Origin of the sequence: Micromonospora sp. HB375 (genome assembly GCF_017872985.1) — a bacterium.
Taxonomy (GTDB): domain Bacteria; phylum Actinomycetota; class Actinomycetes; order Mycobacteriales; family Micromonosporaceae; genus Micromonospora; species Micromonospora chalcea.
Map to the genome: position 1 here is coordinate 3,655,837 of NZ_JAGGJO010000001.1, position 23,521 is coordinate 3,679,357.

At 73.7% G+C, this 23,521-nt stretch carries 22 protein-coding genes and 1 tRNA gene; 8 read left to right on the forward strand and 15 right to left on the reverse strand.

Features of this window, described 5'->3' with window-relative positions; all coding sequences use genetic code 11:
* Positions 1–19: 19 nt before the first annotated feature.
* The 7 genes from selB to J3R08_RS16800 all read right to left on the reverse strand — a co-directional run bounded on the left by selB (position 20) and on the right by J3R08_RS16800 (position 9,665).
* Entirely contained in the window at positions 20–1,783 is a 1,764-nt protein-coding gene (gene selB / locus J3R08_RS16770) for a selenocysteine-specific translation elongation factor (RefSeq protein WP_113974169.1), read from the reverse strand.
* Between the two features lie 5 nt (positions 1,784–1,788).
* Positions 1,789–3,081 carry an L-seryl-tRNA(Sec) selenium transferase gene (selA, locus tag J3R08_RS16775; protein WP_140946323.1) on the reverse strand — a complete coding sequence of 431 codons (1,293 nt, stop codon included), beginning with the start codon at positions 3,079–3,081 and terminating at the stop codon, positions 1,789–1,791.
* A 21-nt stretch (positions 3,082–3,102) separates the two neighbouring features.
* Positions 3,103–3,198: transfer RNA gene (locus tag J3R08_RS16780), tRNA-Sec, on the reverse strand.
* A 45-nt stretch (positions 3,199–3,243) separates the two neighbouring features.
* Complete coding sequence (gene nrfD / locus J3R08_RS16785; RefSeq protein WP_140946324.1) at positions 3,244–4,413, reverse strand: NrfD/PsrC family molybdoenzyme membrane anchor subunit; 1,170 nt, start codon at positions 4,411–4,413, stop codon at positions 3,244–3,246.
* On the reverse strand, positions 4,410–5,453 hold the full coding sequence (locus J3R08_RS16790; RefSeq protein WP_069089627.1) for a 4Fe-4S dicluster domain-containing protein: 1,044 nt from the start codon (positions 5,451–5,453) through the stop codon (positions 4,410–4,412). Before J3R08_RS16790 ends, nrfD begins: the two co-directional genes overlap by 4 nt.
* The gene (gene fdh / locus J3R08_RS16795) at positions 5,446–8,769 is read right to left on the reverse strand and encodes a formate dehydrogenase (RefSeq protein WP_147265161.1); all 3,324 of its coding nucleotides are present in this window, start codon (positions 8,767–8,769) and stop codon (positions 5,446–5,448) included. The genes J3R08_RS16790 and fdh overlap by 8 nt, the downstream gene beginning before the upstream one ends.
* 302 nt (positions 8,770–9,071) lie before the next feature.
* Positions 9,072–9,665, reverse strand: a complete 594-nt coding sequence (locus J3R08_RS16800) for a hypothetical protein (protein ID WP_209961951.1) — start codon at positions 9,663–9,665, stop codon at positions 9,072–9,074.
* Positions 9,666–10,289: 624 nt separating this feature from the next.
* On the opposite strand from J3R08_RS16800, the gene J3R08_RS16805 reads away from it, so the two are divergent.
* Entirely contained in the window at positions 10,290–10,616 is a 327-nt protein-coding gene (locus tag J3R08_RS16805) for a hypothetical protein (protein WP_043323958.1), read from the forward strand.
* On the forward strand, positions 10,613–11,263 hold the full coding sequence (locus J3R08_RS16810) for a nucleotidyl transferase AbiEii/AbiGii toxin family protein (protein WP_069089624.1): 651 nt from the start codon (positions 10,613–10,615) through the stop codon (positions 11,261–11,263). Before J3R08_RS16805 ends, J3R08_RS16810 begins: the two co-directional genes overlap by 4 nt.
* A 139-nt stretch (positions 11,264–11,402) precedes the next feature.
* Here the strand turns inward: J3R08_RS16810 and J3R08_RS16815 are convergent, their stop codons facing one another.
* Complete coding sequence (locus J3R08_RS16815) at positions 11,403–12,305, reverse strand: SDR family oxidoreductase (protein ID WP_064445930.1); 903 nt, start codon at positions 12,303–12,305, stop codon at positions 11,403–11,405.
* 152 nt (positions 12,306–12,457) lie between these two features.
* Here J3R08_RS16815 and J3R08_RS16820 point away from each other — a divergent pair, with 152 nt between their 5' ends.
* Positions 12,458–14,248 carry a bifunctional UDP-sugar hydrolase/5'-nucleotidase gene (locus J3R08_RS16820; protein ID WP_209961953.1) on the forward strand — a complete coding sequence of 597 codons (1,791 nt, stop codon included), beginning with the start codon at positions 12,458–12,460 and terminating at the stop codon, positions 14,246–14,248.
* Positions 14,249–14,287: 39 nt separating this feature from the next.
* Here J3R08_RS16820 and J3R08_RS16825 read toward each other — a convergent pair whose 3' ends face one another.
* On the reverse strand, positions 14,288–14,473 hold the full coding sequence (locus J3R08_RS16825; RefSeq protein ID WP_223201055.1) for a hypothetical protein: 186 nt from the start codon (positions 14,471–14,473) through the stop codon (positions 14,288–14,290).
* A gap of 95 nt (positions 14,474–14,568) precedes the next feature.
* Between J3R08_RS16825 and J3R08_RS16830 the strand changes: the two genes are divergently transcribed.
* Positions 14,569–15,603, forward strand: coding sequence for an NAD(P)-dependent alcohol dehydrogenase (locus tag J3R08_RS16830; protein ID WP_113974182.1), 1,035 nt, complete (start codon positions 14,569–14,571; stop codon positions 15,601–15,603).
* 10 nt (positions 15,604–15,613) lie between these two features.
* On the opposite strand, the gene J3R08_RS16835 is transcribed toward J3R08_RS16830, so the two are convergent.
* Positions 15,614–16,405 carry a DUF2785 domain-containing protein gene (locus J3R08_RS16835; RefSeq protein ID WP_209961955.1) on the reverse strand — a complete coding sequence of 264 codons (792 nt, stop codon included), beginning with the start codon at positions 16,403–16,405 and terminating at the stop codon, positions 15,614–15,616.
* Positions 16,406–16,414: 9 nt separating this feature from the next.
* Complete coding sequence (locus J3R08_RS16840; protein ID WP_069089619.1) at positions 16,415–17,560, reverse strand: geranylgeranyl reductase family protein; 1,146 nt, start codon at positions 17,558–17,560, stop codon at positions 16,415–16,417.
* 137 nt (positions 17,561–17,697) lie between these two features.
* Between J3R08_RS16840 and J3R08_RS16845 the strand changes: the two genes are divergently transcribed.
* Together J3R08_RS16845 and J3R08_RS16850 are read left to right on the forward strand one after the other, a co-directional pair.
* Positions 17,698–17,934, forward strand: a complete 237-nt coding sequence (locus tag J3R08_RS16845) for a hypothetical protein (RefSeq protein WP_043323944.1) — start codon at positions 17,698–17,700, stop codon at positions 17,932–17,934.
* A gap of 7 nt (positions 17,935–17,941) precedes the next feature.
* Positions 17,942–19,369: an MFS transporter gene (locus J3R08_RS16850; RefSeq protein ID WP_244206004.1), complete on the forward strand. Its 1,428-nt coding sequence runs from the start codon at positions 17,942–17,944 to the stop codon at positions 19,367–19,369.
* Here the strand turns inward: J3R08_RS16850 and J3R08_RS16855 are convergent.
* A complete protein-coding gene (locus J3R08_RS16855; protein ID WP_104112606.1) occupies positions 19,342–19,899 on the reverse strand; it encodes a helix-turn-helix domain-containing protein in 558 nt (185 codons plus the stop codon). The genes J3R08_RS16850 and J3R08_RS16855 overlap by 28 nt on opposite strands.
* A 71-nt stretch (positions 19,900–19,970) precedes the next feature.
* Between J3R08_RS16855 and J3R08_RS16860 the strand changes: the two genes are divergently transcribed.
* A complete protein-coding gene (locus J3R08_RS16860) occupies positions 19,971–20,312 on the forward strand; it encodes a hypothetical protein (protein ID WP_043323938.1) in 342 nt (113 codons plus the stop codon).
* Positions 20,309–21,226 (forward strand): alpha/beta fold hydrolase, encoded by a 918-nt coding sequence (locus J3R08_RS16865; RefSeq protein WP_209961957.1) that lies wholly within the window; start codon positions 20,309–20,311, stop codon positions 21,224–21,226. Before J3R08_RS16860 ends, J3R08_RS16865 begins: the two co-directional genes overlap by 4 nt.
* Before the next feature lie 51 nt (positions 21,227–21,277).
* Here the strand turns inward: J3R08_RS16865 and J3R08_RS16870 are convergent, their stop codons facing one another.
* The 3 genes from J3R08_RS16870 to J3R08_RS16880 form a co-directional block, all read right to left on the reverse strand.
* Positions 21,278–21,829: a hypothetical protein gene (locus tag J3R08_RS16870; RefSeq protein ID WP_166457408.1), complete on the reverse strand. Its 552-nt coding sequence runs from the start codon at positions 21,827–21,829 to the stop codon at positions 21,278–21,280.
* A 319-nt stretch (positions 21,830–22,148) separates the two neighbouring features.
* Positions 22,149–22,889, reverse strand: coding sequence for a hypothetical protein (locus J3R08_RS16875; RefSeq protein ID WP_176722887.1), 741 nt, complete (start codon positions 22,887–22,889; stop codon positions 22,149–22,151).
* Positions 22,890–23,348: 459 nt separating this feature from the next.
* Positions 23,349–23,492: a hypothetical protein gene (locus J3R08_RS16880; protein ID WP_209961960.1), complete on the reverse strand. Its 144-nt coding sequence runs from the start codon at positions 23,490–23,492 to the stop codon at positions 23,349–23,351.
* Positions 23,493–23,521: the final 29 nt, after the last annotated feature.

Consider the following 23,521-nt stretch of genomic DNA (forward strand, 5'->3'; position numbering starts at 1 on the left):
GCGGGCGACGCCTGTTGCGTCAGCCCGGCGGGCGGAGCACCTCGCGGGCGTCGTCGGGCAGCCGCCGGGTGGCGCCGCGCCGGTCCAGCAGCTCCAGCAGCGGCACCGCCACCCGGCGGGTGGTGCCGAGCGCCTGCCGGGCGGCGCTGAGCGTGAACGGCTGCGGCAGCCCGGCCAGCACGCGTACCGCGTCGTCCGGGGCGCCGGGGAGCAGCACCACGTTCTCGGCGAGCTTCAGCAGCGCGCCGGCCCGGACGGCGGCGCCGATCTCGCGGGGGCCGAGCCCGAGGTCGGCCAGGTGGTGCGCCTCGGGCGCCTGGAACGGTCGGTCGCCGTACTCGGCCCGGACCCGGTCCACCGCCCGCGCCACCGGATCGGGCAGCGTGTGCTGCCCGGCGGCGGTGACCAGGCCGTCGCGCAGCCGCAGCGGCGGGCGCAGCAGCGCCGTGACCAGCGCGCGGTCGGGCAGGTCGAGCCGGTGCCGCAGCACGTCGACCGGTACGCCCGCGGCGAGCGGATGCTCGGCGGTGTACCGGGTCACCTCCTCGGTGAGGCGGCGGCCCAGGTCCCGCCAGTGCTCCGGGTCGGCCAGCCACTGCCCGGCCACCGGCGTCGCGGTCGGCGGCACGCCCATCCGGGTCAGGTCCCCGGCCCGGATCAGCAGCCGCCGGCGCAGCTCCCCGTGCAGGTCCGGGCGCCCGTCCAGCCCGGCGAGCACGGCCGCGCGGGCCGCTGCCGCGCCCCGGCGGCGCAGCGGCGGCGGGTCCACGTCCAGCACCGTGACGCCACCGCAGACGTGGTGCCGGCCGGGGTCACGCAGCAGCGCCCGGTCCCCGATGAGCAGCGGCAGCGGCCGGGCCAGGCGCAGCCGGACCGTGTCCGGGCCCAGCGGCCGGACCCGGGCAGGCACCGCCGCCGAGCCGGCGTGCAGCATGAGCGTGGCCGGCAGGTCGGCGGCCGGGTCGCCGGACAGGCGCACGTCGAGCAGGTCGGTACGCCCGAACCGGCCGGGTGTGAGCAGCGCGTCGCCGCGCCCGACGCGGTCCCGGGGCAGGCCGCGCAGGTTCACCGCGACCCGGGCCACCGCCTCGACGGCGGTGTGCGCGGCGCCGAGGGAGTGCAGTCCGCGTACCCGCACCGCCTCGCCGGTGCCGGCCAGCTCCAGTTCGTCGCCGACGCGCAGCCGGCCGCCGCCGAGCGTGCCGGTGACCACGGTGCCGCTGCCGCGTACCGTGAACGCGCGGTCCACCCAGAGCCGCACCGGCGCGTCAGCGGCCGGGTCGGGCAGCCGGGCGGTCAGGCGGTCCAGGGCGGCGCGCAGCTCGGGCAGTCCGGCGCCGGTGACCGCGGAGACCGGCACCGCCTCCACCTCGCCCAGCGACGTCGCGGCGATCTCCGTGCGGGCCCGCGCCGTCGCCGGCCCTGGGTCGGCGAGGTCCGCGCGGGTCACCGCCAGCAGCCCGTACGACACACCCAGCGCGTCCAGCGCGGCCAGGTGCTCGGCGGACTGCGGCATCCAGCCCTCGTCGGCGGCCACCACGATCAGCGCGGCCGGGACCGGGCCGACACCGGCGAGCATGTTCGGCACGAACCGCTCGTGCCCCGGTACGTCGACGAAGGCGACGGTGCCGCCGGAGGGCAGCGTGGTCCAGGCGAAGCCGAGGTCGATGGTCATGCCCCGGCGGCGTTCCTCCGCCCACCGGTCCGGTTCCATCCCGGTCAGCGCCCGCACCAGCGTCGACTTGCCGTGGTCGACGTGCCCGGCGGTGGCCACCACCCACATGCCGGTCAGTCCTCCACGCTCAGCACGGCCACGCGGACCCGGTCGTCGGCGCCCTCCGGCACGGCGCGCAGGTCCAGCAGGAGCCGGCCCTGCAGCACCCGTCCGAGGACCGCCGGGTCGCCGGCGCGCAGCGGCTCGGCGTACCGCTCGGGCAGGCTCAGCGCCCACGAGTCCAGCTCCACGCCGGGCGCCCCGCCGCCGCCGACGACTGCCGCGCTGGGCACCACCTCGGCCTTGCAGCCGTCCGCACCGAGCCGGTCCCGCAGCCGTTCCACCCGCTCCCGCAGCCGGGCCGGGTCGGCGTGCAGCGCGTCGCGGGTGGGCGTGGTCGGGGCGTACAGGGTGGCGGCGAGCGCGGCGAGGGTGAGCTTGTCGACGCGCAGCGCCCGCGCGAGGGGGTGCCGGCGCAGCCGGTGCACCAGGTCGGCGTCGCCGAGCAGCAGACCGGCCTGCGGGCCGCCGAGCAGCTTGTCGCCGCTGGCGGTGACCAGGTGCGCGCCCGCGCGCAGCGTGGTGGCGGCGTCCGGCTCGTCGGGCAGCAGCGGGTCGGGCGCGAGCAGGCCCGACCCGATGTCGACCACCACCGGTACGCCGAGCGTGGCCAGCTCGGCGACCGGCACCGCCGAGGTGAAGCCGGTGACCACGAAGTTCGACGGGTGCACCTTCAGCACGAACCCGGTGTGCTCGCCGATCGCGGCTTCGTAGTCGGCGCGCGTGGTGCGGTTGGTGGTGCCCACCTCGCGCAGCCGCGCGCCGGTGCTGGCCAGCAGGTCGGGCAGGCGGAACCCGTCGCCGATCTCGACCAGCTCACCGCGGCTGACCACGATCTCCCGGCCGGCGGCGAGCGCGGTGGCGGCAAGTGCCAGCGCCGCCGCGCCGTTGTTCACCACGTGCACCGCCCCGGCGTCGGGCACCGCGGCGGCGAGCGCGTCCAGCGCCTCCCGGCCGCGCCGGGCCCGTCGGCCGGTCCGCAGGTCCAGCTCCACGTCGGTGTGCCCAGCGGCGGCGACCAGGGCGTCCACGGCGGACGGGGCGAGCGGGGCACGGCCCAGGTTGGTGTGCAGCACGACGCCGGTGGCGTTGAGCACCGCGCGTGGCGTACGGCCGGGCAGGTCGGCGAGCGCCGCGTCGCGTACCTGCTCGGGGGTCAGCTCGCCGCGGCGGGCGCGGTCCTGCGCGCGGACGATCGCGGCCTTGACCCGGTCGCGGCCGAGCGTCGCGGCGGCGGCGGCCAGCGCGGGATCGGCGAGCAGCGCGTCGGTGCGCGGCACCCGCCGTCGCGGGTCGACCTCACGCATCGCGCACTCCCGGGAACGGTTTGGCGGAGACGGACGGGAATCGAACCCGCCTGGCCCGGGTCCCGGACCACACCGGTTTTGAAGACCGGGAGGGGCACCAGCCGCCTGAACGCCTCCACGCAGCAGTCAACCACAGCGGACGGGAGGCCGCCCGGGGAGGTGTCAGACCTGGTCGGCGGCCCGCCGGTCGGCGCGTTCGCGCTGCGGCACCACCGTGTACCGCGGATCGCGTGCCGAGGCGACGCCGCCGTGGAAGATCCCGAACCGGGTGCACACCGACGCGGCGATCAGCGCGCCGCCGGACAGCGCGGACAGCACCCGGCTGCGGCGACCGACCAGCGCGCCGACCACACCGGCGGCGGTCAGCGCGCGGCCCGCGCGCAGCAGCTTGCCGGGTGTGCCCTGCGTGTAGGGCTCGCTGAGCAGCCCGAGCCGGTTCTCCACCCGGTGCGAACCCCACAGCTCCATCGCCGCGCCCGCGACCGCGAGGCGCCGCGCCGGACCGGCCTGGGCGCAGGGCGCGGCCACCAGCCCGACACCGGCGCCGCTGGCCAGCGCGCTGCCCGCGAAGATGGCCGGCAGTTCCGGGTACGCCTCGTGCCACGACGGCACCGCCGTGTCCGCCAGCAGCACCCCGGTGTACGTGGCCAGCGCGGGCGCGGTGACGGCGGCGACCACACCGGCGGTGTGCCCGGCCGGGGGCAGCAGCCGGCGGCCGAGCCCCAGCACGCCGCGCTCGGGCAGCAGCGGCGCCGCCTCGGCGATCGCGGCGAGCCCGGCGGCCGGGCCGAACACGCTGAGGATCCAGGTGCCCACCGACATCGGCGAGGTCACCTTCGCCACCCGCAGCATGTGGTGGAACCGGGACGGCCGGCCCAGGTCGTTGACCAGGAAGTACGTGCTCGCGCCCACCGCCGCCAGGGCGGTGACCCGGCCGGCGCGGCGCAGCGGCGGCCGGCCGGTGAGCTGCCCGCCCGCGGCCAGCAGCGACGAGCCGGCGGCGAGACCGCCGGTGAACAGGTACGCGGCGATGTCCCACCGCCACACCGGCGGCTTGAGGACGGGCCGGCCGTAGTAGGAGGTGAACTCGGCCGGCGGGACGTTGAGCTGCTCACCACCACCCTTGCCGCGCCGGCGCGGGGCCGCGTCGCGGGGCGGGTGCGGGGCCAGCCGCGCGTCGCGGGAACCCGCGTCGGTGCGTCCCACGCCGGGACCGGCCGCGGTGGCCCGGCTGCCGTTCTCCCGCTCGGCGGCGCCGCGGTCCTCCGGTCCCGTGGACAGGCGCTCGCGGAAGCGGCGGAACAGGTCACCGACCGGGCGGTCCGGGCTCACGACGATCCTCCGACGAACGCGGCGACGGCAGCCGCCGCCATGGCCAGCGCGGCGAACCCGGCCCGCTTCCACATCTTCGGCAGGTCCCGGGTGGTGACCACCGGGTCCGGCGGCAGCCCGTACACCTCCGGCTCGTCGAGCAGCAGGAAGAACGCGCCGTCGCCGCCCACGCCGTCGGTCGGGTCGTGGCCGTACAGGCGCGCCTCCGGCACGCCCCGCTCGTGCAGCGCGGCGACCCGCGTGGCGGCCCGTTCCCGCAGCTCGTCGAGCGGGCCGTACTGGATCGACTCGGTCGGGCACGCCTGCGCGCAGGCGGGCGTCATGCCCGCGCCGATCCGGTCGTAGCACAGCGTGCACTTCCACGCCCGGCCATCGCCCTTGCGCTGGTCGATCACGCCGTACGGGCAGGCGGAGATGCAGTAGCCGCAGCCGTTGCAGATGTCCTCCTGCACCACCACCGTGCCGAACTCGGTGCGGAACAACGAACCGGTCGGGCACACGTCCAGGCAGGCCGCGTGCGTGCAGTGCTTGCACACGTCGGACATCATCAGCCAGCGGAAGTCGGTGCGGGTCTCCGCGCCGCTGTCCCGCCCGGGCGGCTGCGCGCCGGGCATGCCGAGGAACTCCGGACCGGCCGCCATCCGTGCCGCCGCCTCCGGCCGCCCCGGCGGCAGACCGGGGTTCGTGCCGGTGTCGGGGGCCGTGCCCGCGCCGACCGCCGCGGACGCGGGGCTGGTCGCCGGGCCGGTCGGGTCACCGGCGAACGCCGGCGTACGGTGCCCGGCCGGGCGGGGCTGCTCGATGAACGCCACGTGCCGCCACGAGTTCGCGGTCAGCGCGCCGGTGTTGTCGTACGACATGCCGAGCAGGTCGAACCCGGAGTCCGGGACGCCGTTCCACTCCTTGCAGGCCACCTCGCACGCCTTGCAGCCGATGCAGACGCTGGTGTCGGTGAAGAAGCCCATCCGGGGCGGCGCTTCGACCCAGCCCGCGTCGGGGGCCGGGTCCAGCGGACCGTACAGGCTGTTGGCGTCAGGCATGCGGCTCCCCGTCCTGGTGCGCGGCGGGCGACTGCTCGTCGGTGCTGCCGGCGGCGTCGTCCCCGCCGGCCGCGTCGGTGGTCACCAGCGGGATCTTCCGGTCCGGCGTCATCCCGGCCCGCCGCTGGTAGTCGCCGACCAGGTCCAGCAGCGGCGGACCGGTGGGACGACGGCCGGGCCGGATGTCGCAGGTGCCGACCTTGCTCTCCTGGATGAGCACGTTCGGGTCCAGCGTGATGCCGAACAGGTCGTTCGCCGAGTCGCCGGTGACCAGACCCTCGGTGCCGAAGTGGTACGGCAGCCACACCTGGTGGATGATCCGCCCGTCCACCCGCAGCGGAGTGAGCCGATCGGTGACCAGCACCCGCGCCTCGATCACCGCGCGGCCGCTGATCAGGTGCGCCCAGCCCAGGTGCGCCAGCCCGACCTCGCCGGCCAGTTCCGGGGACACCTCGACGAACATCTCCGGCTGCAGCTCGGCCAGGCGCGGCACGGTACGGCTCATCCCACCGGCGGTGTGGTGCTCGGTGAGGCGGCTGACCGTGAACACGTACGGGAAGACCTGGCTGTGCGGCTCCGGCGGACTCGGGTTCATCCGGTTGATCGGGTGCTCGTAGATCTTGCGGGTCGGGTTGGCCTGCTGACCGTAGAGCGGGTTGCGCATCGGCGACTCGGCCGGCTCGTAGTGCGTCGGCAGCGGGCCGTCCAGGACGCCGCTCGGCGCGTACAGCCACGCCTTGCCGTCGCCCTGCATGACGAACGGGTCGTCACCGGCGAGCGCGGCCGGCCCGGAGGCGCCCTCCGGCGGCCGGTACGACGGCGGCTTCGTCTTCTCGAAGTCCGGCACGTCGTAGCCGGTCCACTCGCCGGCATCCGGGTCCCACCAGACGTACTTCTTGCGCTCGCTCCACGGCCGGCCCTCGGGGTCGGCGGAGGCGCGGTTGTAGAGCGTGCGGCGGTTCGCCGGCCACGCCCAGCCCCACTCGGCGGCCACCCAGTCCTGCTCGTGGCGGGACCGGCGGCGGGCCGCCTGGTTCACCCCGTCGGCGTAGACGCCGGAGTAGATCCAGCAGCCGATCGCCGTCGAGCCGTCGTCGCGGGCCTCGCCGAACGCGTTCAGTGGGCGGCCGGTCGCCACCTCGTACCCGTTGATCTCCTTGAGCACCGCCTCGGCGCTCGGCTCCGCGTGCGGACCGTGCGTGGGGTAGTCCCAGGCCAGGTCCAGCAGCGCCCGGTCGCGGCGCTCGGTGGAGCCGGCCAGCTTCTCCCGCAGCACGCGGCCGAGGTGGTAGAAGAACCACAGCTCGGAGCGGGCGTCGCCCGGCGGGTCGACGGCCTTCTCCCGCCACTGCAGCAGCCGCTGCGTCTGGGTGAACGTGCCCTCCTTCTCCACGTGCGAGGCCGCCGGCAGGAAGAACACCTCGGTACGGCACTCCTCCGGCACGATCTCACCGGTGGCGACCTCCGGGCCGTTCTTCCAGAACGTGGCGCTCTCGATCATGAACAGGTCGCGGACCACGAGCCAGTCGAGGTTGGCCATGCCGAGGCGCTGGGCACGGCCGTGCGCCGAGCCGACCGCCGGGTTCTGGCCGAGCAGGAAATAGCCCTTCACCTTGCCGTCGATCATGTTCAGGACCTGCTGGTACGTGCCGTGGTCGCCGGTCATCCGGGGCATGTAGCCGTAGCAGAAGTCGTTCTCCGGCGTCGCCGCGTCACCCCAGTACGCCTTGAGCAGGCTCGCCGCGAACGCCCGCGAGTTGCCCCAGAAGCCCTTCTGCCCCGGGTGCCGGATGCTGTCCACCCACCTGTCGAACGTCGGGTGGTCGGCGTGGTGCGGCATCGGCAGGTAGCCGGGCAGCAGGTTGAACAGCGTCGGGATGTCGGTGGAGCCCTGGATGCTGGCGTGACCGCGCAGCGCCAGGATGCCACCGCCCGGACGGCCCATGTTGCCCAGCAGCGTCTGGATGATCGAGCCGGTGCGGATGTACTGCACGCCCACGCTGTGCTGCGTCCAGCCGACCGAGTAGACGAGCGCGCCGGTGCGCTCCCGCCCCGAGTTCTCCGTCCAGGCACGCGCCAGCTCGAGGAACTTCTCCTCCGGGATGCCGCACACGCGGGCCACCATCTCCGGCGTGTAGCGGGAGAAGTGCCGCTTCAGGATCTGGTAAACGCAGCGCGGATGCTGCAACGTCTCGTCCCGCGGGGCCTGCGCCGGCACCGGCTCGCCGTGCGACTCGTGCTCCAGCCCGGAAGCCGAGTCACGCTCCTTGCCGGTACCCCGGATCTTGGCGTTGTCCTCCTGGCCCTCGTACTGCCAGCTGGCGTGGTCGTAGGAGCCGGTGTCCGGGTTGTAGCCGGAGAACAGGCCGTCCAGGTCCTCGGTGTCGGCGAACCGCTCGCTGACGATGTTGGCCGCGTTGGTGTACGCCAGCACGTACTCCCGGAAGTCCAGCTCGTTGTCCAGGATGTAGCGCACCACGCCGCCGAGCAGCGCGATGTCCGTGCCCGCCCGGATCGGCAGGTACGTGTCGGCGAGCGCGCTGGTGCGAGTGAACCGCGGGTCGACGTGGAAGACCTTCGCGCCGCGCTTCTTCGCCTCCATCACCCACTGGAAACCCACCGGGTGGGCCTCGGCCATGTTCGAGCCCTGGATGATGATGACGTCAGCGTTGGCGAGATCCTGCTGGAAGTCCGTGGCGCCGCCGCGACCGAAGCTGGTCCCCAGACCGGGGACGGTGGCGGAGTGTCAAATACGGGCCTGGTTCTCGATCTGGAGTGCCCCCATCGCGGTGAACAGCTTCTTGATGAGGTAGTTCTCCTCGTTGTCCAGCGTCGCGCCGCCGAGGCTGGAGATGCCGAGCGTCCGGTTCAGCGGACGACCTTCGTCGTCGACGTCCTCCCAGGTCTCCGCGCGGGCGGCGAGGATCCGGTCGGCGATCATGTCGAGCGCGACGTCGAGGTCCAGGTCTTCCCACTCGGTCGCGTACGGCCGGCGGTAGCGGACCTTCGTCTGGCGCAGCGGGCTGGTGACCAGGCTCTTGCTGGCCGAGCCCTTCGGGCAGAGCCGGCCGCGCGAGATCGGGCTGTCCGGGTCGCCCTCGATCTGGGTGACCTTGCCGTCGGAGTGGAAGACGCGCTGCCCGCAGCCGACCGCGCAGTACGGGCAGACCGAGCGGGCCATGCCGTCGGCGGTCTCGGTGCGGGCGGTCAGCGCGGCGGAGCGCGCCGACTGGGCGGCGGCGCCGCGACCGAGCGGATCGGTGCCGGTGAGTTGCCGGTAGACCGGCCACCCCTGGATGAAGGTCTTCAGACCCACCCGGGCACCCCCTCCGCGTCGAGAACGGCTCTCACCTCTTCCTTCTCACCCTAGGCCAGCCGCCGGAGGCGTGCGAGTCGAGCCCACAGACAGAGCCGCCCCGGCCATTCGGCCGGGGCGGCTCTGGGCGTCGGTGTGCATGTCGCCTCTCGGCGAGTGGCGCGACGCGGCTCCAGCCGAACGGTATTCCGCGAAGGCAATTTAGGTGAGGCCCGGGGACACTGGACACACCGACGCTCTGCACAACGGTACCGGGGTCACGGTTCTTCCGCTCGTTCCTCGTGACCCCGGTCACCGCCGGGTCAGCTGTTCCAGTGCTCGGCGACCAGGTCGGCGGCCTGCTGCTCCCACTGGGCGTAGTGGTCGGGGTACGCGCTGACCTGGACGGTCTGGGCGGCGACGGTCAGGGGCATGTCGCGCCAGCCGTCGACCTGCTTCAGACCCTTCAGGAACGCGGTGGTGGAGTACTCGGGGTCGGTGATCTGCTCGACCGTGCCCCAGCCGCTGGAGGGGCGCTGCTGGAACAGGCCCTGCGAGTCGTGGTCGTTACGGTCACCGAGGTGGCCGAGGTTCTCCAGCTTCGACTCCTGCAGGGCGGTGGCGATGGACACGACCGCGGCACGCTCGTCCATGCCGGCCTTCTTCGTGGCGGCGATGATGGCCTTGACGTTGGCGGTCTGCTCGTCGTCGAGGTCGATGTGGGACTGGGTGCCCTGCACGCCGTGCGGGATCAGCGCGGCGCTGTCCAGCTTCGCGGCGGCCTGGGTGGTGGTGACCGCGGCGGCGTCGCGGGTGGTGGGGGTGCTGGTGTCGTGGTTGAGGGGGCCGGCGGCGAGGCCACCGGCGACGGTCAGACCGGCGATACCGAGGATGCTCTTACGCAGGATCGTGTTCATGAGGGGGCTCCATTCGGGGGTCGACGCACCCGGGGGCGAGTGCGTGGGCACCGTCAGGCGCTCAAAAAGTCTTCGGGGGGATCCGGCTCGCTGCCCGTGGCTGCGGGGGCCGGAGACATGTCCAACGACCGCCGCCCCGGGATCATTCCGGGGGGCGCCGGGGGACGCTGCTGCGGTCGTTCACCAGGTATAACGCCCCCGCCCCGCCACCGATTCCGCCACCCGGGTGTCCCCGACCACCCCGAAACCAGACACCCACCCCACCCGACACCCCGGCTCACCCTCCCGTGACCCGGAAGCGTCGATCATGAGGTTGACGGCACCTCGTGTCCGTTTTGTCGCCGCCAACCTCATGATCGATCAGGCCTCGAGTGAACGGCCTGCGGCGGAGAGATCTTGGTACGAAACCGCCCTTCCGGGGGCGCCCTCGTACCAAGATCTCGGATGCCGGCGGCAGGCCGCCGAACCGCTGTCGCCGAAGTCATTGATCAAGGAGTTTGGGTCACCCGTGAGGCCTGAGGCAGACACAAACTCCTTGATCAACGGGCTGGGGTGGGCCCGCCCGACGCGACAAGGGCGGGAAGGGAGGGGGGTGATGGGCCGGGTTGGCGTTACCCTGATGCCATGTCGGCCACCGCGCACGCGTACCTCGCCCGGCCCGGGCGACCCGCCGTGGTGGCGCGCACCCTGGACGAGCTGACCGGCCCCACCACCGGCATCGTCGAACTGCCGGTACGCCTCATGTGGAGCAGCGAGCGCGCGTTCGACCTGGCCGACCCGGACGAACTGCTCTGGATGTACGAAAACGTGCTGCGCGAGACGACCCGGGTGGAGGATCTGCGCGAGCTGATCCACGGGGGCACGTTGCGCCGGTTGTGGCCGCTGTTGAACCTGCCCCGGGGCGTACGCCTGGCCTGGGAGGGCCGGCACCGGAGCCTGCGCCCGGCGTGACCCATCCGCACGACTTCTACCGGGAGGTGGCCCGGGTGGCGCTGGCCGCCGCCGGCCCGCACCGGTTCGTGCTCGGCGGCGGTGTCGCCTGGGCCGCGCACGGCCTGGTCACCCGCCCCACCGAGGACGTCGACCTGTTCGCCGACGTGGAGGGCGCCGCCGCGGCCGCGGCCGACGGGGTACGCGCGGCGCTGGAACGGGCCGGCTACCAGGTGGCCGAGGCGGATCCGGGCGGCCTGGGCGAGGTGTTCGACGGCTTCGACCGGGACCTGCGGGACTTCGTGGTGAGCCGGGACGGCCGGCAGATCCGCCTCAGCCTGGCCCGCCTGGACCGGCACCGCAGCCCGGTGGTGATGGACTTCGGCCCGGTGATGGACGTGCGGGACCTGATCGCCAACAAGACCGCCGCGCTGGTGAACCGGCGGGAGGTACGCGACTACATCGACGTGTCCGCCGCGCTGGACCGGTACACGGTCGCGGAGCTGCTGGAGCTGGCCCGGCAGGTGGACCCGGCGCTGGACGACGAGGACGTGCGCGCCGCCGGCCGCTACCTGGACGGGCTGGCCGACCGGCGGTTCACCCGCTACGGCCTGGACGCGCCGCGCATCGCCGAGGTGCGCCGCCGGATGGCCGTCTGGCCCCGCTGAGCAACGGAACCAGACGACCCCGCCGCGCCGCGCCGGACGGACAGACGCCCGAGTCGCGCCGGACCAGACGACCGAGCCGGGACAAGCCGGACCGGCCGGATGGGCGAGCCGGGACCAGAGACGCAGCCGGACCGGACGCTCACTTCGTCGGGCGGCCGCCCGTGACGCCGAGGATCTCGCCGGTGACGTAGCTGGACTCCTGGGAGGCGAAGTAGACGTACGCGGGCGCCAGCTCGGCCGGCTGACCGGGACGGCCCAGCGGCGTGTCGGTGCCGAACTGCTTCACCTTCTCCTCCGGCATGGTGGCCGGGATCAGCGGCGTCCAGATCGGACCGGGCGCGACCGCGTTGACCCGGATGCCCCGCTCGGCGAGGTTCTGCGCGAGCGCCTTGGTGAAGTTCGCGATGGCGGCCTTGGTGGTGGCGTAGTCGAGCAGCTGCGGCGACGGGTCGAACGCCTGGATCGACGACGTGTTGATGATCGTCGAGCCTTCCTTCATGTGCGGCACGGCGAACTTGCAGAGCCAGAACATGGCGTACACGTTGGTCTTGAACACCCGGTCGAACTGCTCGGTGGTGATGTCGAGCAGGCCGTTGTCCTGCGACATCTGGTACGCCGCGTTGTTGACCAGGATGTCGACGCCGCCGAGGTCGCGCATCGCCTGGTCGACGAGGGCACGGCAGTTGGCCTCCTCGCGCAGGTCGCACCGGACCGCGACGCCGGTGCGCCCGGCCTGCTCGATCAGGGCGACCGTCTCCCGGGCGTCCTTCTCCTCCTCGTCGGCGAGGTAGGTGACGAGCACGTCGGCGCCCTCGCGGGCGAAGGCGATCGCCACGGCCCGCCCGATGCCGGAGTCGCCGCCGGTGATGATCGCGCGCTTGCCGGTGAGCCGGTCGCTGCCCCGGTACGACTGCTCGCCGTGGTCGGGCTTCGGCCCCATCTCCTGCTCGTTGCCGGGCGGCGTCTGCTGTTGCGACGGCTGTCCCTCACGCTGTCCGTACTGCTCGGCCGGGTGCTGCTGGGTGAACTGGTCCTCGCTCATGTCTGCGCCCCTACCCCGGTGACCGGAGGGGAAACAGCAGCACCGTGACCGTAGGGGAAACAAAACGGGCCGGTGTGGCGCACGCGACATGTGGTGGTTATGGTGCGCAACGGCGCCCACGAGGCGCGTACCCCCCATTGGAAAGGCACCTCATGACTTCCTCCTCCGGCGCCTCCCGGCGCCAGGTGCTGGCCGTCGCGGCCGCCGCCGCGACCGCTCCCCTGCTGGCCGGCGCGCCCGCCGAGGCGAAGCCGAAGCAGCCGAAGACCTGGGACCTGACGATCCTCGGCACGTCCGACACCCACGGCAACGTCTACAACTGGGACTACTACAAGGACGCGGAGTTCGACGACAGCAAGCAGAACGACGTCGGCGTCGCGAAGCTCGCCACCCTGGTCAACCAGATCCGCGCCGAGCGCAAGGGCAGGGCCACGCTGGTCCTCGACGCCGGCGACACCATCCAGGGCACGCCGCTGGCCACGTACTACGCCAAGCAGGAGCCGATCACCAGCACCGGTGAGACGCACCCGATGGCCCGCGCCATGAACATCCTCAAGTACGACGCGGTGACGCTCGGCAACCACGAGTTCAACTACGGCCTGCCGCTGCTGGCCACCTGGATCGAGCAGCTCGGCTTCCCGGCCCTGGCCGCGAACGCGCTCAACGCGAAGACCGGCAAGCCGGCGTTCCTCCCGTACGTGATCAAGGAGGTCAAGCTCGGCGGGCACGGCGCGCCGAAGCTGCGCGTGGGCATCCTCGGCCTGACCAACCCCGGCGTGGCCATCTGGGACAAGGGCAACGTCGAGGGCCGCCTCGTCTTCGCCGACATGGTCGCCACCGCCGCGAAGTGGGTGCCGGAGATGCGCCGCCGCGGCGCCGACCTGGTCGTCATCTCGGCGCACGGCGGCGACAGCGGCACCTCCAGCTACGGCCCGGAGCTGCCGAACGAGAACCCGACCGCGCTGATCGCCGAGCAGGTCCCCGGCATCGACGCGATCCTGTTCGGCCACGCGCACAACGAGGTGCCGGAGAAGTTCGTCACCAACCTCACCACCGGCGAGCGGGTCCTCACCTCGGAGCCGTCGAAGTGGGGCCAGCGGCTGACCCGGATGGACTTCACGCTGACCCGGGACAAGGGTCGCTGGAAGGTCACCGCCAAGTCGGCCACCACGCTCAACACCAACACCGTGGTCGAGGACCCGGCGGTGCTCGCGGCCGTGCGCGGCCAGCACACCAAGACCGTCGAGTACGTCAACCGCGTCGTCGCGCAGTCCAGCGTGGAGCTGTCGGCCGCCGAGTCGCGGTACAAGGACACCCCGATCCTGGACTTCATCAACCACGTCCAGACCGAGGTGGTGACCGAGGCCCTGGCCGGCGGCGAGTACGCGGGCCTGCCGGTGCTGTCCATCGCCGCGCCGTTCAGCCGTACCGCGGTGTTCCCGCAGGGCGACGTGCGCATCCGCGACGTGGCGGGCCTCTACGTGTACGACAACACGCTGGAGGCGGTCGTGCTGACCGGCGCCGAGGTGAAGGCGTACCTGGAGTACTCGGCGAAGTACTTCGTCACGCTGCCGGCGGGCGCGCCGGTGAACCCGGAGACGATCAGCGACCCGGCGGTGCCGGACTACAACTACGACGTGTTCTCCGGCGTCGACTACGACATCGACATCGCCAAGCCGGTCGGCCAGCGGATCACCCGGCTGGTGCTGGCCGGCACCGACACCCCGGTCGCGGCGGACGCCCGGTTCGTGGTGGCGGTGAACAACTACCGGCGCAGCGGCGGCGGCAACTTCCCGGGCATCGTGAAGACCCAGGTCTACAACGCCCAGCAGGAGATCCGCCAGCTGCTCATCGACTGGGCGCAGGCCAAGGGCGTCATCGACCCGGCCGACTTCTTCGTACCCAACTGGAAGCTGGTGCGCGACGGCGTGCCGGTCTTCTGACCGTGCGGCGACGGGGTCCGGGCCGGTGCCCGGGCCCCGTCAGCCGCCCGCGCGCAGGTGCCACTCCGACTCCCCGCCGACAGGGTCCGGCCGGTCCGGCGGGGTCTCGGTCTCCACGGACCCCGTGAGGTCCTCCGGGCGTACCCGGGCCGGCAGTTCGCCGAAGCGGACGTGCCGCAGGAACGCGTACTCCTCGTCGGTGAACGACTCGGCCGGCTCACTCATGACCGCATTGTGCGCCCGCCCGTCCCGCCGGCGCATCAACCACCACGGCAGGGGTATGCCGCCGCGACGACCGTCGGCGACGAGGTGGAGGAGACATGCGCGCAGTACGGATGACAGCGCCCGGGGTGCTGGAGCACACGGAGGTGCCCACGCCCGAGGCCGGCCCCGGTGAGGTGCTGCTGCGCGTCGGCGCGGTCGGCGCCTGCCACTCCGACCTGCACATCCTCGACGCTCCGGCCGGCGTGTTCCCGATCCCGATGACCCTGGGGCACGAGATCGCCGGCACCGTCGACACGGTCGGCGCCGGGGTGGTCGGCTGGTCGCCCGGAGAACGGGCCGCGGTCTACGGGATCATCGGCTGCGGCCGGTGCCGTGCCTGCCTGCGGGGCGAGGAGAACCGCTGCCGGGTCACCCCGGTCGGCGGCGTCGGGCTCAGCCGCGACGGCGGGCTCGCCGAGTACGTCGTGGTTCCCGCGTCCCGGCTGCTGCCGGTCGGCGACATGGACCTGACCCAGGCCGCGCCGCTCACCGACGCCGGGCTGACGCCGTACCACGCGGTGGAGCTGGCCCGGCCCCGGCTGCGGCCCGGCACCACCTGCGTGGTGATCGGCATCGGCGGGCTGGGGCACATGGGGTTGCAGATCCTGCTCGCCACCACAGCGGTACGGATCGTCGCGGTGGACACCAGCGCCGCGGCGCTGGACCTGGCCGGGCGGCTCGGCGCGCACCACGTGGTGCAGGCCGGCCCGGACGCGGTGGAGAAGATCCGTGAGCTGGTCGGGCCGCCGCCGGACGGCGCGGACGTGGTGCTCGACTTCGTCGGCGCGCAGGCGACCCTGGACACCGCCCGGCAGGTCGTCGCCACCGGCGGTCAGCTGCTGCTGGTCGGCCTGGCCGGCGGTACGCTGCCGGTCCGGCCGGTCGCCGACGAACCGCCGCCCGTGCCGTTCGAGGCCGCTGTGGCGGTGCCGTTCTGGGGCACCCGGGCCGAACTGCACGAGGTGATCGCGCTGGCCCACGACGGCCGGCTGCACGCCGACGTGCAGACGTTCCCGCTCGCGGAGGCGCCGCAGGCGTACGAGGCGCTGCGCCGGGGCGACGTGCACGGGCGGGCGGTCATCGTCCCCTGACCGGGGGCGTTCAGCCGTGCTGGAAGACCGGGGCGAGCACCTCGGCCAGGCGTGCCTTGACCGCGTCGCGGTGCGGCTGCGGCAGCGCCGGGGCGTCCCGGCTCGGCCCGATGCCGGTGTCCAGCAGCACGTACAGCGCCCGCAGCGTCCGCATGCTGTTCGAGGCGTGCGCGGGTGTGGTGCCCCGGGGCAGCGCGGCGAAGCTCGCCGCGACCGGGTCCAGCCAGCCGAGCGCGTCGGCGCCTGACAGGCCGGGCCGGGCCAGCACCAGTGCGATCGCGCGGGCCAGCCGGTCGTCCTCCTGTGCGGCGAAGAGGTGCCCGGTCGGCGCGACGAGGCGGGCCGCGGCCAGGTCGAGCATGCTCGCCGGGTCGACCGACGGGTGGCGGCCGAACGTGGCCAGCAGGTCGGCGCCGTGGGCCACCGCGTGCAGCCAGCCGAGCGTCGCGTCGTACCCGCGCAGGTCGGTCTCGGCCAGGTACCAGGCGCGGAACGCGGCCGGCCAGGCCGGGTCGAGGTCACCCCGGCTGACGATCATGTCCAGCACCAGCGGCGCGAACGTGCGGGCCTGGATCTCCGGGTCGGTGAACCGCTCGGCCATGATCGCGCCCAGCTTCGCCCGGCGGCCGGCGTCGATCACGTCCCGGGCGATCCAGGTGCGCAGCACCACGTAGGGCGCGCCGTCCCGGACCGCCGGGTCGGGGTCGCGCAGCGCGGCGGCGAGTTCGGCGACGAGGTCGTCCAGGTCGCGGCCGTCCGGCACCGCGAAGTCGCGTCCGCAGACGAGATCCCAGTCGGTCACCGCGCCAGGTTAACCGGCCACGGCCCGCGCCCTCGCGGGCAGACGGTCGAGCACCGCGAGCCCGGCGCGTACCGGCCGCCGGTCGAGCATCTCGGCGAAGCTCGCCCGGCCCTGGCAGAACCGGACGAACATCCGCCAGCCGGGCGGGCTGGCGAGCATCGCGTGGAACACGTCGGGCCGCCGCTCGAACGTCTCCAGCAGCCGGTGCCCGGCGCGCATCTCCGGCGTCAGCCGCCGGCCGACCTCCCGGGCGTACGCGCCGAGGTCGCCGCCGGCCACCGCTTCCCCGGCCAGCCGGCCGGAGCGCAGCGCGTAGCTGATCCCCTCCCGGCTCCACGGCTCCAGCAGCCCGGCCGCGTCGCCTGCGACCACCACCCGCCCGTGGCGCAGCGGCGAGTCGTCGGCGCGGCAGCGGGTGAGGTGACCGGAGTCGTGCTCCGGCGTCACCCCGGACAGTCCGAGCCGGTCGGTGAAGTCGCGCAGGTAGGCGCGGGTACGGTCGCCGTCGCCCCGGGCCGAGATGACGCCCACGGTGAGCCGGTCGCCCTTGGGGAACACCCACGCGTAGGAGCCGGGCAGCGGCCCCCAGTCGAGCAGCACCCGGCCGCGCCAGCGTTCCCGTTCGGCACCGTCCACCGGCAGTTCCAGTTCCAGGCCGAGGTCGACCTGGCGGAAACGGACACCGACGTGGCGTGCCGTGACGCCGGAGGAGCCGTCCGCGCCGATGACGGCACGGGCGCGCACCACCTCGCCGTCGGCCAGACGCAGGCGTACCTCGTCGGGGTCCTGCTCGACCGCGCGGACCGCGACGCCCTCGCGGACCTGAGCCCCGGCGGCGACGGCGGCGGCGCGCAGCCGGTCGTCGAACTCCTCCCGGCGGATCATCGTGACCAGCGGCGACGGGTGCCGGCGGGTGAACGCGCGCCGCCCGTCGCGGGTGAACGTGATCCGGTCGACCCGGTCGTGGGCGGGCACCTCGAGGCGGTCGGCGACCTCGGCCAGCGAGGTGCCGATCAGGCCGCCGCCGCAGGTCTTGTACCGGGGGTGGGTGGCCCGCTCGACCACGAGCGTGCGGACGCCGGAGCGGGCCGCGGCATGCGCGGCGGAGAGTCCGGCGGGCCCACCGCCGACCACGACGAGATCCCAGATGATCACTGGTGCAGCCTAGGGCACCGCCGTGCCGCCCCGCCCGGCACGACAGTCGAACGGGTGAGCATCATCGCGGCCCGTCCGGGTAACCGCCGGTCGCCGGCCGTCCGCGGGTCGGACGGTCCACGCCGAGGAGGGAAGCGATGCCTCAGGTCCAGCTGTCTGCGGTCGAGGAACGGGTGTACCAGGCGGTGTCCGCGCTGGAGGTGCAGGGACACGTCCCCTACCCGGACCTGATCGCCCAGGAGACCGGGATGACCGAGGAGGAACTGCGCGAGCCGCTGCACTCGCTCACCGAGCGAGGGCTGCTGCACCGCGAGGACTCCCCGATGTCCGGCCTGGACTTCGGGCCGCGGTGGTGCGCGCGCCAGGTGGCGTGATCGGATCGTGCCGGACACCGGGTACGACGATCGGCGTCGCTGGCGCGCGCTGAGCGTCGGCCTGATCGCGGCGTTCATGACGCTGCTGGACGTCAGCATCGTCAACGTCGCGGTGCCGTCGATCGACCGGGCGCTGCACGCCACACCGAGCGACCTGCAGTGGGTGCTGTCCGGGTACGCGCTGACGTTCGGCCTGGTGCTGGTGCCGGCCGGGCGGTTCGGCGACGCGCGCGGGCGGCGTACCGCGTTCGTGGTCGGGGTGGGCCTGTTCACGCTGACCAGCGCGCTGGCCGGGCTGGCCCGCTCGCCGGAGTGGCTGGTGGTGGCCCGGCTCGTCCAGGGCGCCGCCGCCGGTGTGGTGAACCCTCAGGTCAGCGGCATGATCCAGGAGCTGTTCCGGGGCGCCGACCGGGGTCGCGCGTTCGGCCTGCTGGGCGCGACGATCGGTATCTCCACCGCCGTGGGGCCGCTGCTCGGCGGCCTGCTCATCCAGCTGGGCGGCGCGGAGCACGGCTGGCGGTGGGTGTTCTTCGTGAACATCCCGGTCGGGATCGTGGCGATGCTGCTCGGCTGGCGGCTGATGCCGACCCGGGCGACGAACCCCGCCGGGCGGGGCCGCCTCGATCCACTCGGCGTGCTGCTGCTCGGCGCCGGGGTGACGGTGATCCTGCTGCCGCTGGTGCAGCGGGAGCAGTGGCGGGGCCCGGGCAAGTGGTTGCTGATCCCGGTCGGCCTGCTGCTGCTCGCCGGGTTCGCGCTCTGGGAGCACCGGTACGCCCGGCGCGCCCAGCCGCTGTTCGACCTGCGGCTGTTCACGGTGCGCTCGTACACGCTCGGCGCGCTGATCGGCCTGATCTACTTCGCCGGGTTCACCGCGATCTTCTTCATCTTCACGCTCTACCTGCAGATGGGGCTCGGCTACAGCGCGCTCGTGGCCGGTCTGGCGATCACGCCGTTCGCGCTCGGTTCGGCGCTCGCCTCCGCGCTCGGCGGCCGGGTGGTCACCCGGTACGGCCGTCCGCTCGTCGCGATCGGGCTGCTGGCGGTGGTGGCCGGGCTGATCGCGACCGACCTGGTGCTGGCGGGCGGGCCGCACGACAACGTGCCGCTGCGGACCGCGCTGCCGCTGCTCGTCGCGGGGCTGGGCAGCGGCCTGGTGATCGCGCCGAACCAGACGCTCACGCTGTCCGAGGTGCCGGTGCCGATGGCCGGCAGCGGCGCGGGCATGCTGCAGACCGGGCAGCGCATCGGCTCGGCCGCCGGCATCGCCGCGGTGGGCGCGCTGTTCTTCTCCACGATCGCCGACGACCACGGCGACTGGGGTACGGCGTTCCGCCACTCACTGCTGCTCGCCGCCGGGATCATCGTGCTGGCGCTGGGTGCCGCCGTGGCGGACATCGTGGCCGGTCACCGACGCCCGGCGGGCCGCCCCTGATCGGCGCCGGGCAGCAGCACGGTGGTGAGCAGCCGCCGGGTGCGGCCGGGCCCGGGGCCGAGCGCGGCGTACTCGGCGAACAGCTCGCGGAACCGGGTGACGAACTCGGCGGTCTCGGCGTCGGTGGCGTGGAACGCGTTCTGCCGGTAGCCGGCCACGTCGCGGGCCAGGTCGGGGTCGCCGCGGTCGAGGTAGCCGTCGAAGTCGGCGAGCAGGCCCGCGACGAAGGTGAGGAACGCCTGGCGGTGCCGTTGCGGGCTCATGGCCCGGGCCTCGTCCGGGTCCACCGACGCGGCGGCCTCGTGGAGCCGGTAGCTGCGCTCGACCGCGCCGCGGGCCCGCCGCTCCCCGACCGTGTGCAGCACGCCGTTCTCGGCGAGCGTGGCGACCTGCCGGTAGAGCGTGGCCGGCGGCACGTCGCTCAGCTCGCTGCGCAGGTCGGCGGTGGTCAGCGTGCGGCCGCCCAGGAACGCCTGGACGATGCGCAGCCGGACCGGGTGCATCAGCAGCTCCACGGTGTCGAGTGCCACAGTCGCTCCCCTTTTTGTTATCGCCTCCGGTAATGTTCTCACCGACGATAACAGAACCGAGGAGCGCGCCGATGGCCACCATCGACATCACCCCCGACCGCATCGACGTCCGGCTCACCACCGCCGAGAAGATCTGGGCCCTGCGCGGCGACCTGTCGTTCCCCCGCTCCGCCGTCGCGGGCGCCGTCGTCGTGCCCGACGGGGCGCGCGCCACCCGCGGCATCCGGGCGCCCGGCCTCGGCGTGCCCCGCACGCGCAACGTCGGCACCTGGCGCGGCAGGGCCGGCAAGGAGTTCGTCAGCGTCCGCGGCGGCCAGCCGGCCGTCCGCATCACCCTCACCGGCCAGGCGTACGACTCCCTGCTCATCGGCGCCGACGACGCCTCCGCCCTGGCCGCGGCGGTGCTGCCGTGACGATCGACCGTCCGCTCGTCGTCGACTCGGGCGAGCAGCGGCTGTCCGGCACGCTCACGCTGCCCGACGGCGCCGGAGGGCACCCGGTGGCGCTGCTGCTGCCCGGCTCCGGGCCGATCAACCGCGACGGCGACCACCGCCGCCTGCCACTGGGCATCCAGCGGCACCTGGCCGCAGCGCTCGCCGGGGCCGGGATCGCGGTCGCCCGGTACGACCGGCGGGGCGTCGGCGAGAGCACCGGCGAGTTCCTGCGTACCGGCTTCTTCGACAACGTCGACGACGCGGCCGCCGTGTTCGCGGCGCTGCGCGACGACCCGGCCGTGGACGCCGGACGGATGTTCCTGGTCGGGCACAGCGAGGGCGCGCTCACCGCTGTCGCGCTCGCCGCGCGCGGCGTACCGGTGGCCGGCCTGGTCCTGCTGTCCGCGCCCGGGCGCAGCGGCGCCGAGGTGCTGCGCTGGCAGGCCGGACGACTGCTGCCCACGCTGCCCGCGCCGGTACGCCTGGTGCTCCGGCTCACCCGCACCGACCTGGTGGCGAAGGTGGCCCGCAACCACGAGAAGATCCTCGCCACCGACAAGGACGTGGCGTGGGTCGGCGGGCAGCGGCTCAACGCCCGCTGGTTCCGGGAGTTCCTGCGCTACGACCCCCGGCCGGACCTGGCCCGCGTCGACGCCCCGATCCTCGCGCTCACCGGCGACAAGGACCTCCAGACCGACCCGGCGGACCTGCCGGTCATCGCCGCCCACGCGGGTGGGCCCGTGCAGACCACGGTGCTGCCGGACGTCACCCACGTGCTGCGGCGCCAACCAGGTCCGCCGTCGCTGCGGGCGTACCGGGAAGAGGCGAAGCAGCCGCTGGACCCGTCGGTGGTCGAACCGGTGCTGTCGTGGCTCGCCGCGCACAGCGGCTGAGAGCACGCGAAAGGCCGGCACCCGGATCGGGTACCGGCCTTTCGTCGGGTCTTACTTGTTCCAGTGCTCGGCCACGATCTCGGCGGCCTGCTTCTCCCACTGCGCGTACGCGTCGGGGTAGGCGCTGACCTGCACGGTCTGCGCGGCCTCGGTCAGCGGCATGTCCTGCCAGCCGTCGACCTGCTTGAGGCCCTTGAGGAACGCCAGCGTCGAGTACTCGGGGTCGGTGATCTGCTCCGGCGTACCCCAGCCGCTGGACGGCCGCTGCTGGAACAGGCCCAGCGAGTCGTGGTCGTTGCGGTCACCCAGGTGACCCAGGTTCTCCAGCTTCGACTCCTGCAGCGCGGTGGCGATCGCGACGACAGCGGCCCGCTCGGGCAGGCCCGCCTTCTTGGTGGCCGCGATGATGGCCTTGGCGTTGGCGATCTGCTCGTCGTTCAGGTCCACGTGCGACTGCTCGCCCTGCGGGCTCACGCCCTGAACCGCTGCCGCGGCCGGCTTGGCGGTCTCCGCCGCGTGAGCGGCGACCGGACCGGCGAACACGCCACCGGTGAAGGCGAGACCGGCGATACCGAGGATGCTCTTGCGCAGGATCGTGTTCATGGTGGGCTCCGTTCGGGGGTCGACGCATCCGGGGGGATGCGTGGGCACCGTCAGGCGCTCGAAGTTCTCGGGGGATCCGGCAGCGCGGGGCGTGCCGGGTGCATCTGCAACGACCGACGACCCGGGCTTGTTCCCCGGGGCGCTCGCCGGCGCCACTCCGGTCGCGCACCGGGTTACAACGCCCCCCGCCCCGCCCGCCCCGCCGATCTTGGAGTTGTGGCGCCCAGGATGTCCGGTATCAGAGGTATGCGAGGCACCACAATTCCAAGATCGGCGAGAACGGCCGACCCCGGAGGGCCGGCCGTTCGCTACGGGTGGGTCACCAGACCTGCTGGACGATGTCCGCCGCCTGCTCCTCCCACTGCGCGTACGCGTACGGGTAGGCGGACACCTGGACCGTCTGCGCGGCGGTGGTCAGCGGCAGCTCGTGCCAGCCGCCGACGTTCTTCAGCGCGTTGAAGAACGCCTTGCTGGAGTACTCCGGGTCGGTGATCTGCTCGGACGTGCCCCAACCGGACGACGGGCGCTGCTGGAACAGGCCCTCGGAGTCGTGGTCGTTGTACGCGCCGAGGTGACCCAGGTTGTACAACTTCGACTCCTGCAGCGAGGTGGCGACGCCGATCACGGCGCCCCGCTCCCCCACGCCGGTCTCCTTGGCCGCCTCGACGATGGCCTTGGCGTTGGCGAGCTGCGCGTCGTCGAGCGGGATGCGCGACTGCGCGCCCTCGACGCCGTGCGGCACGAGCTTCTCCTTGGCCGGCCGGTCCGCCCTGGTCGGCAGCTTGTCCAGGCCGGTGGTCTGGCCGGGCTTGACCGCCTCGGTCGAGGTCTGCTTGCCGGTGGCCAGGTCGATGGCGGCCTTGGCGCCGGCGTGCGGGCCACTGGTCACGGGCGCGGCCACGGCGGTGGGGCCGACGGCCAGCCCGCCCAGGACGGCCACGCCCGCCACGCTCAGCACGGCGCGGCGGTTCTTGGCGACGGCGACGGTCTTCGCGACGGCGGTCTTCGCCACGGCGGTCTTCGCGATGGCGGGGAGCCATCGAGTGAAGTGCTGCTTCACGATGGTTGCCCTTTCGATCGTTACGACGCGCTCCGGGATGAGCGCCCCTCGGGGGACTACCGCCGGGTAGGTGTTTGGGTTCCGACGGTATGGGGGACACAACGAGCCCGCAGTGTCGGTCATTCCGGAAATGCCGGGCAGCGCCGAGGCTGCGGTCCAGGTCACCCGCGATTCCGGGCACCCGGTCCGCATCCTGGGTGAAGGACGAGGAACGGGACGATCAGGGCGAGACGCCGCACCGGACCAGCGCGTGCCGGAGCTGCTTGAGGTGCTGCAGCGTCACCGCGGCCGGTCCCCGGTCCGTCACGTACCACCGACGGACGTGGCGGCTCGGCCGATCACCTCGGCGTGCAGCTGCTGTCCCGGGCGGGCGAACCCGGCGTGCACGCGAGCGGCGGGATGTCGGGCCCGCGGAACTCGGCGTCCACCGGCAGCACGAAGCCGGGTGGAAGTTGAGCGTCAGCCGCTCGCGGCGACGACCTCCTCGTACCGGCAGGCGGCGAGGTGCCCGGCGATGACGGCGAGCGCGACCTGGCGGACGTGACGCAGCGCGGCGGACTGGGCGTCGGTGAGGGTGGCGACGGGCACGGACGCGAGTGTCATCGGGGCGGAACGTCGCCCGGCCACACGGT

What these genes read in the sequence shown, in the direction of transcription:
- J3R08_RS16805 (WP_043323958.1), top strand. Translation starts at nt 10,290, where the DNA reads ATGTCGGCCACCGCGCACGCGTACCTCGCCCGGCCCGGGCGACCCGCC.
- selA (WP_140946323.1), bottom strand. Translation starts at nt 3,081, where the DNA reads ATGCGTGAGGTCGACCCGCGACGGCGGGTGCCGCGCACCGACGCGCTG.
- selB (WP_113974169.1), bottom strand. Translation starts at nt 1,783, where the DNA reads ATGTGGGTGGTGGCCACCGCCGGGCACGTCGACCACGGCAAGTCGACG.
- J3R08_RS16820 (WP_209961953.1), top strand. Translation starts at nt 12,458, where the DNA reads ATGACTTCCTCCTCCGGCGCCTCCCGGCGCCAGGTGCTGGCCGTCGCG.
- J3R08_RS16870 (WP_166457408.1), bottom strand. Translation starts at nt 21,829, where the DNA reads ATGAACACGATCCTGCGCAAGAGCATCCTCGGTATCGCCGGTCTCGCC.
- J3R08_RS16790 (WP_069089627.1), bottom strand. Translation starts at nt 5,453, where the DNA reads ATGCCTGACGCCAACAGCCTGTACGGTCCGCTGGACCCGGCCCCCGAC.
- J3R08_RS16800 (WP_209961951.1), bottom strand. Translation starts at nt 9,665, where the DNA reads ATGAACACGATCCTGCGTAAGAGCATCCTCGGTATCGCCGGTCTGACC.
- J3R08_RS16880 (WP_209961960.1), bottom strand. Translation starts at nt 23,492, where the DNA reads ATGACACTCGCGTCCGTGCCCGTCGCCACCCTCACCGACGCCCAGTCC.
- J3R08_RS16845 (WP_043323944.1), top strand. Translation starts at nt 17,698, where the DNA reads ATGCCTCAGGTCCAGCTGTCTGCGGTCGAGGAACGGGTGTACCAGGCG.
- J3R08_RS16815 (WP_064445930.1), bottom strand. Translation starts at nt 12,305, where the DNA reads ATGAGCGAGGACCAGTTCACCCAGCAGCACCCGGCCGAGCAGTACGGA.
- J3R08_RS16860 (WP_043323938.1), top strand. Translation starts at nt 19,971, where the DNA reads ATGGCCACCATCGACATCACCCCCGACCGCATCGACGTCCGGCTCACC.
- J3R08_RS16825 (WP_223201055.1), bottom strand. Translation starts at nt 14,473, where the DNA reads ATGAGTGAGCCGGCCGAGTCGTTCACCGACGAGGAGTACGCGTTCCTG.
- J3R08_RS16830 (WP_113974182.1), top strand. Translation starts at nt 14,569, where the DNA reads ATGCGCGCAGTACGGATGACAGCGCCCGGGGTGCTGGAGCACACGGAG.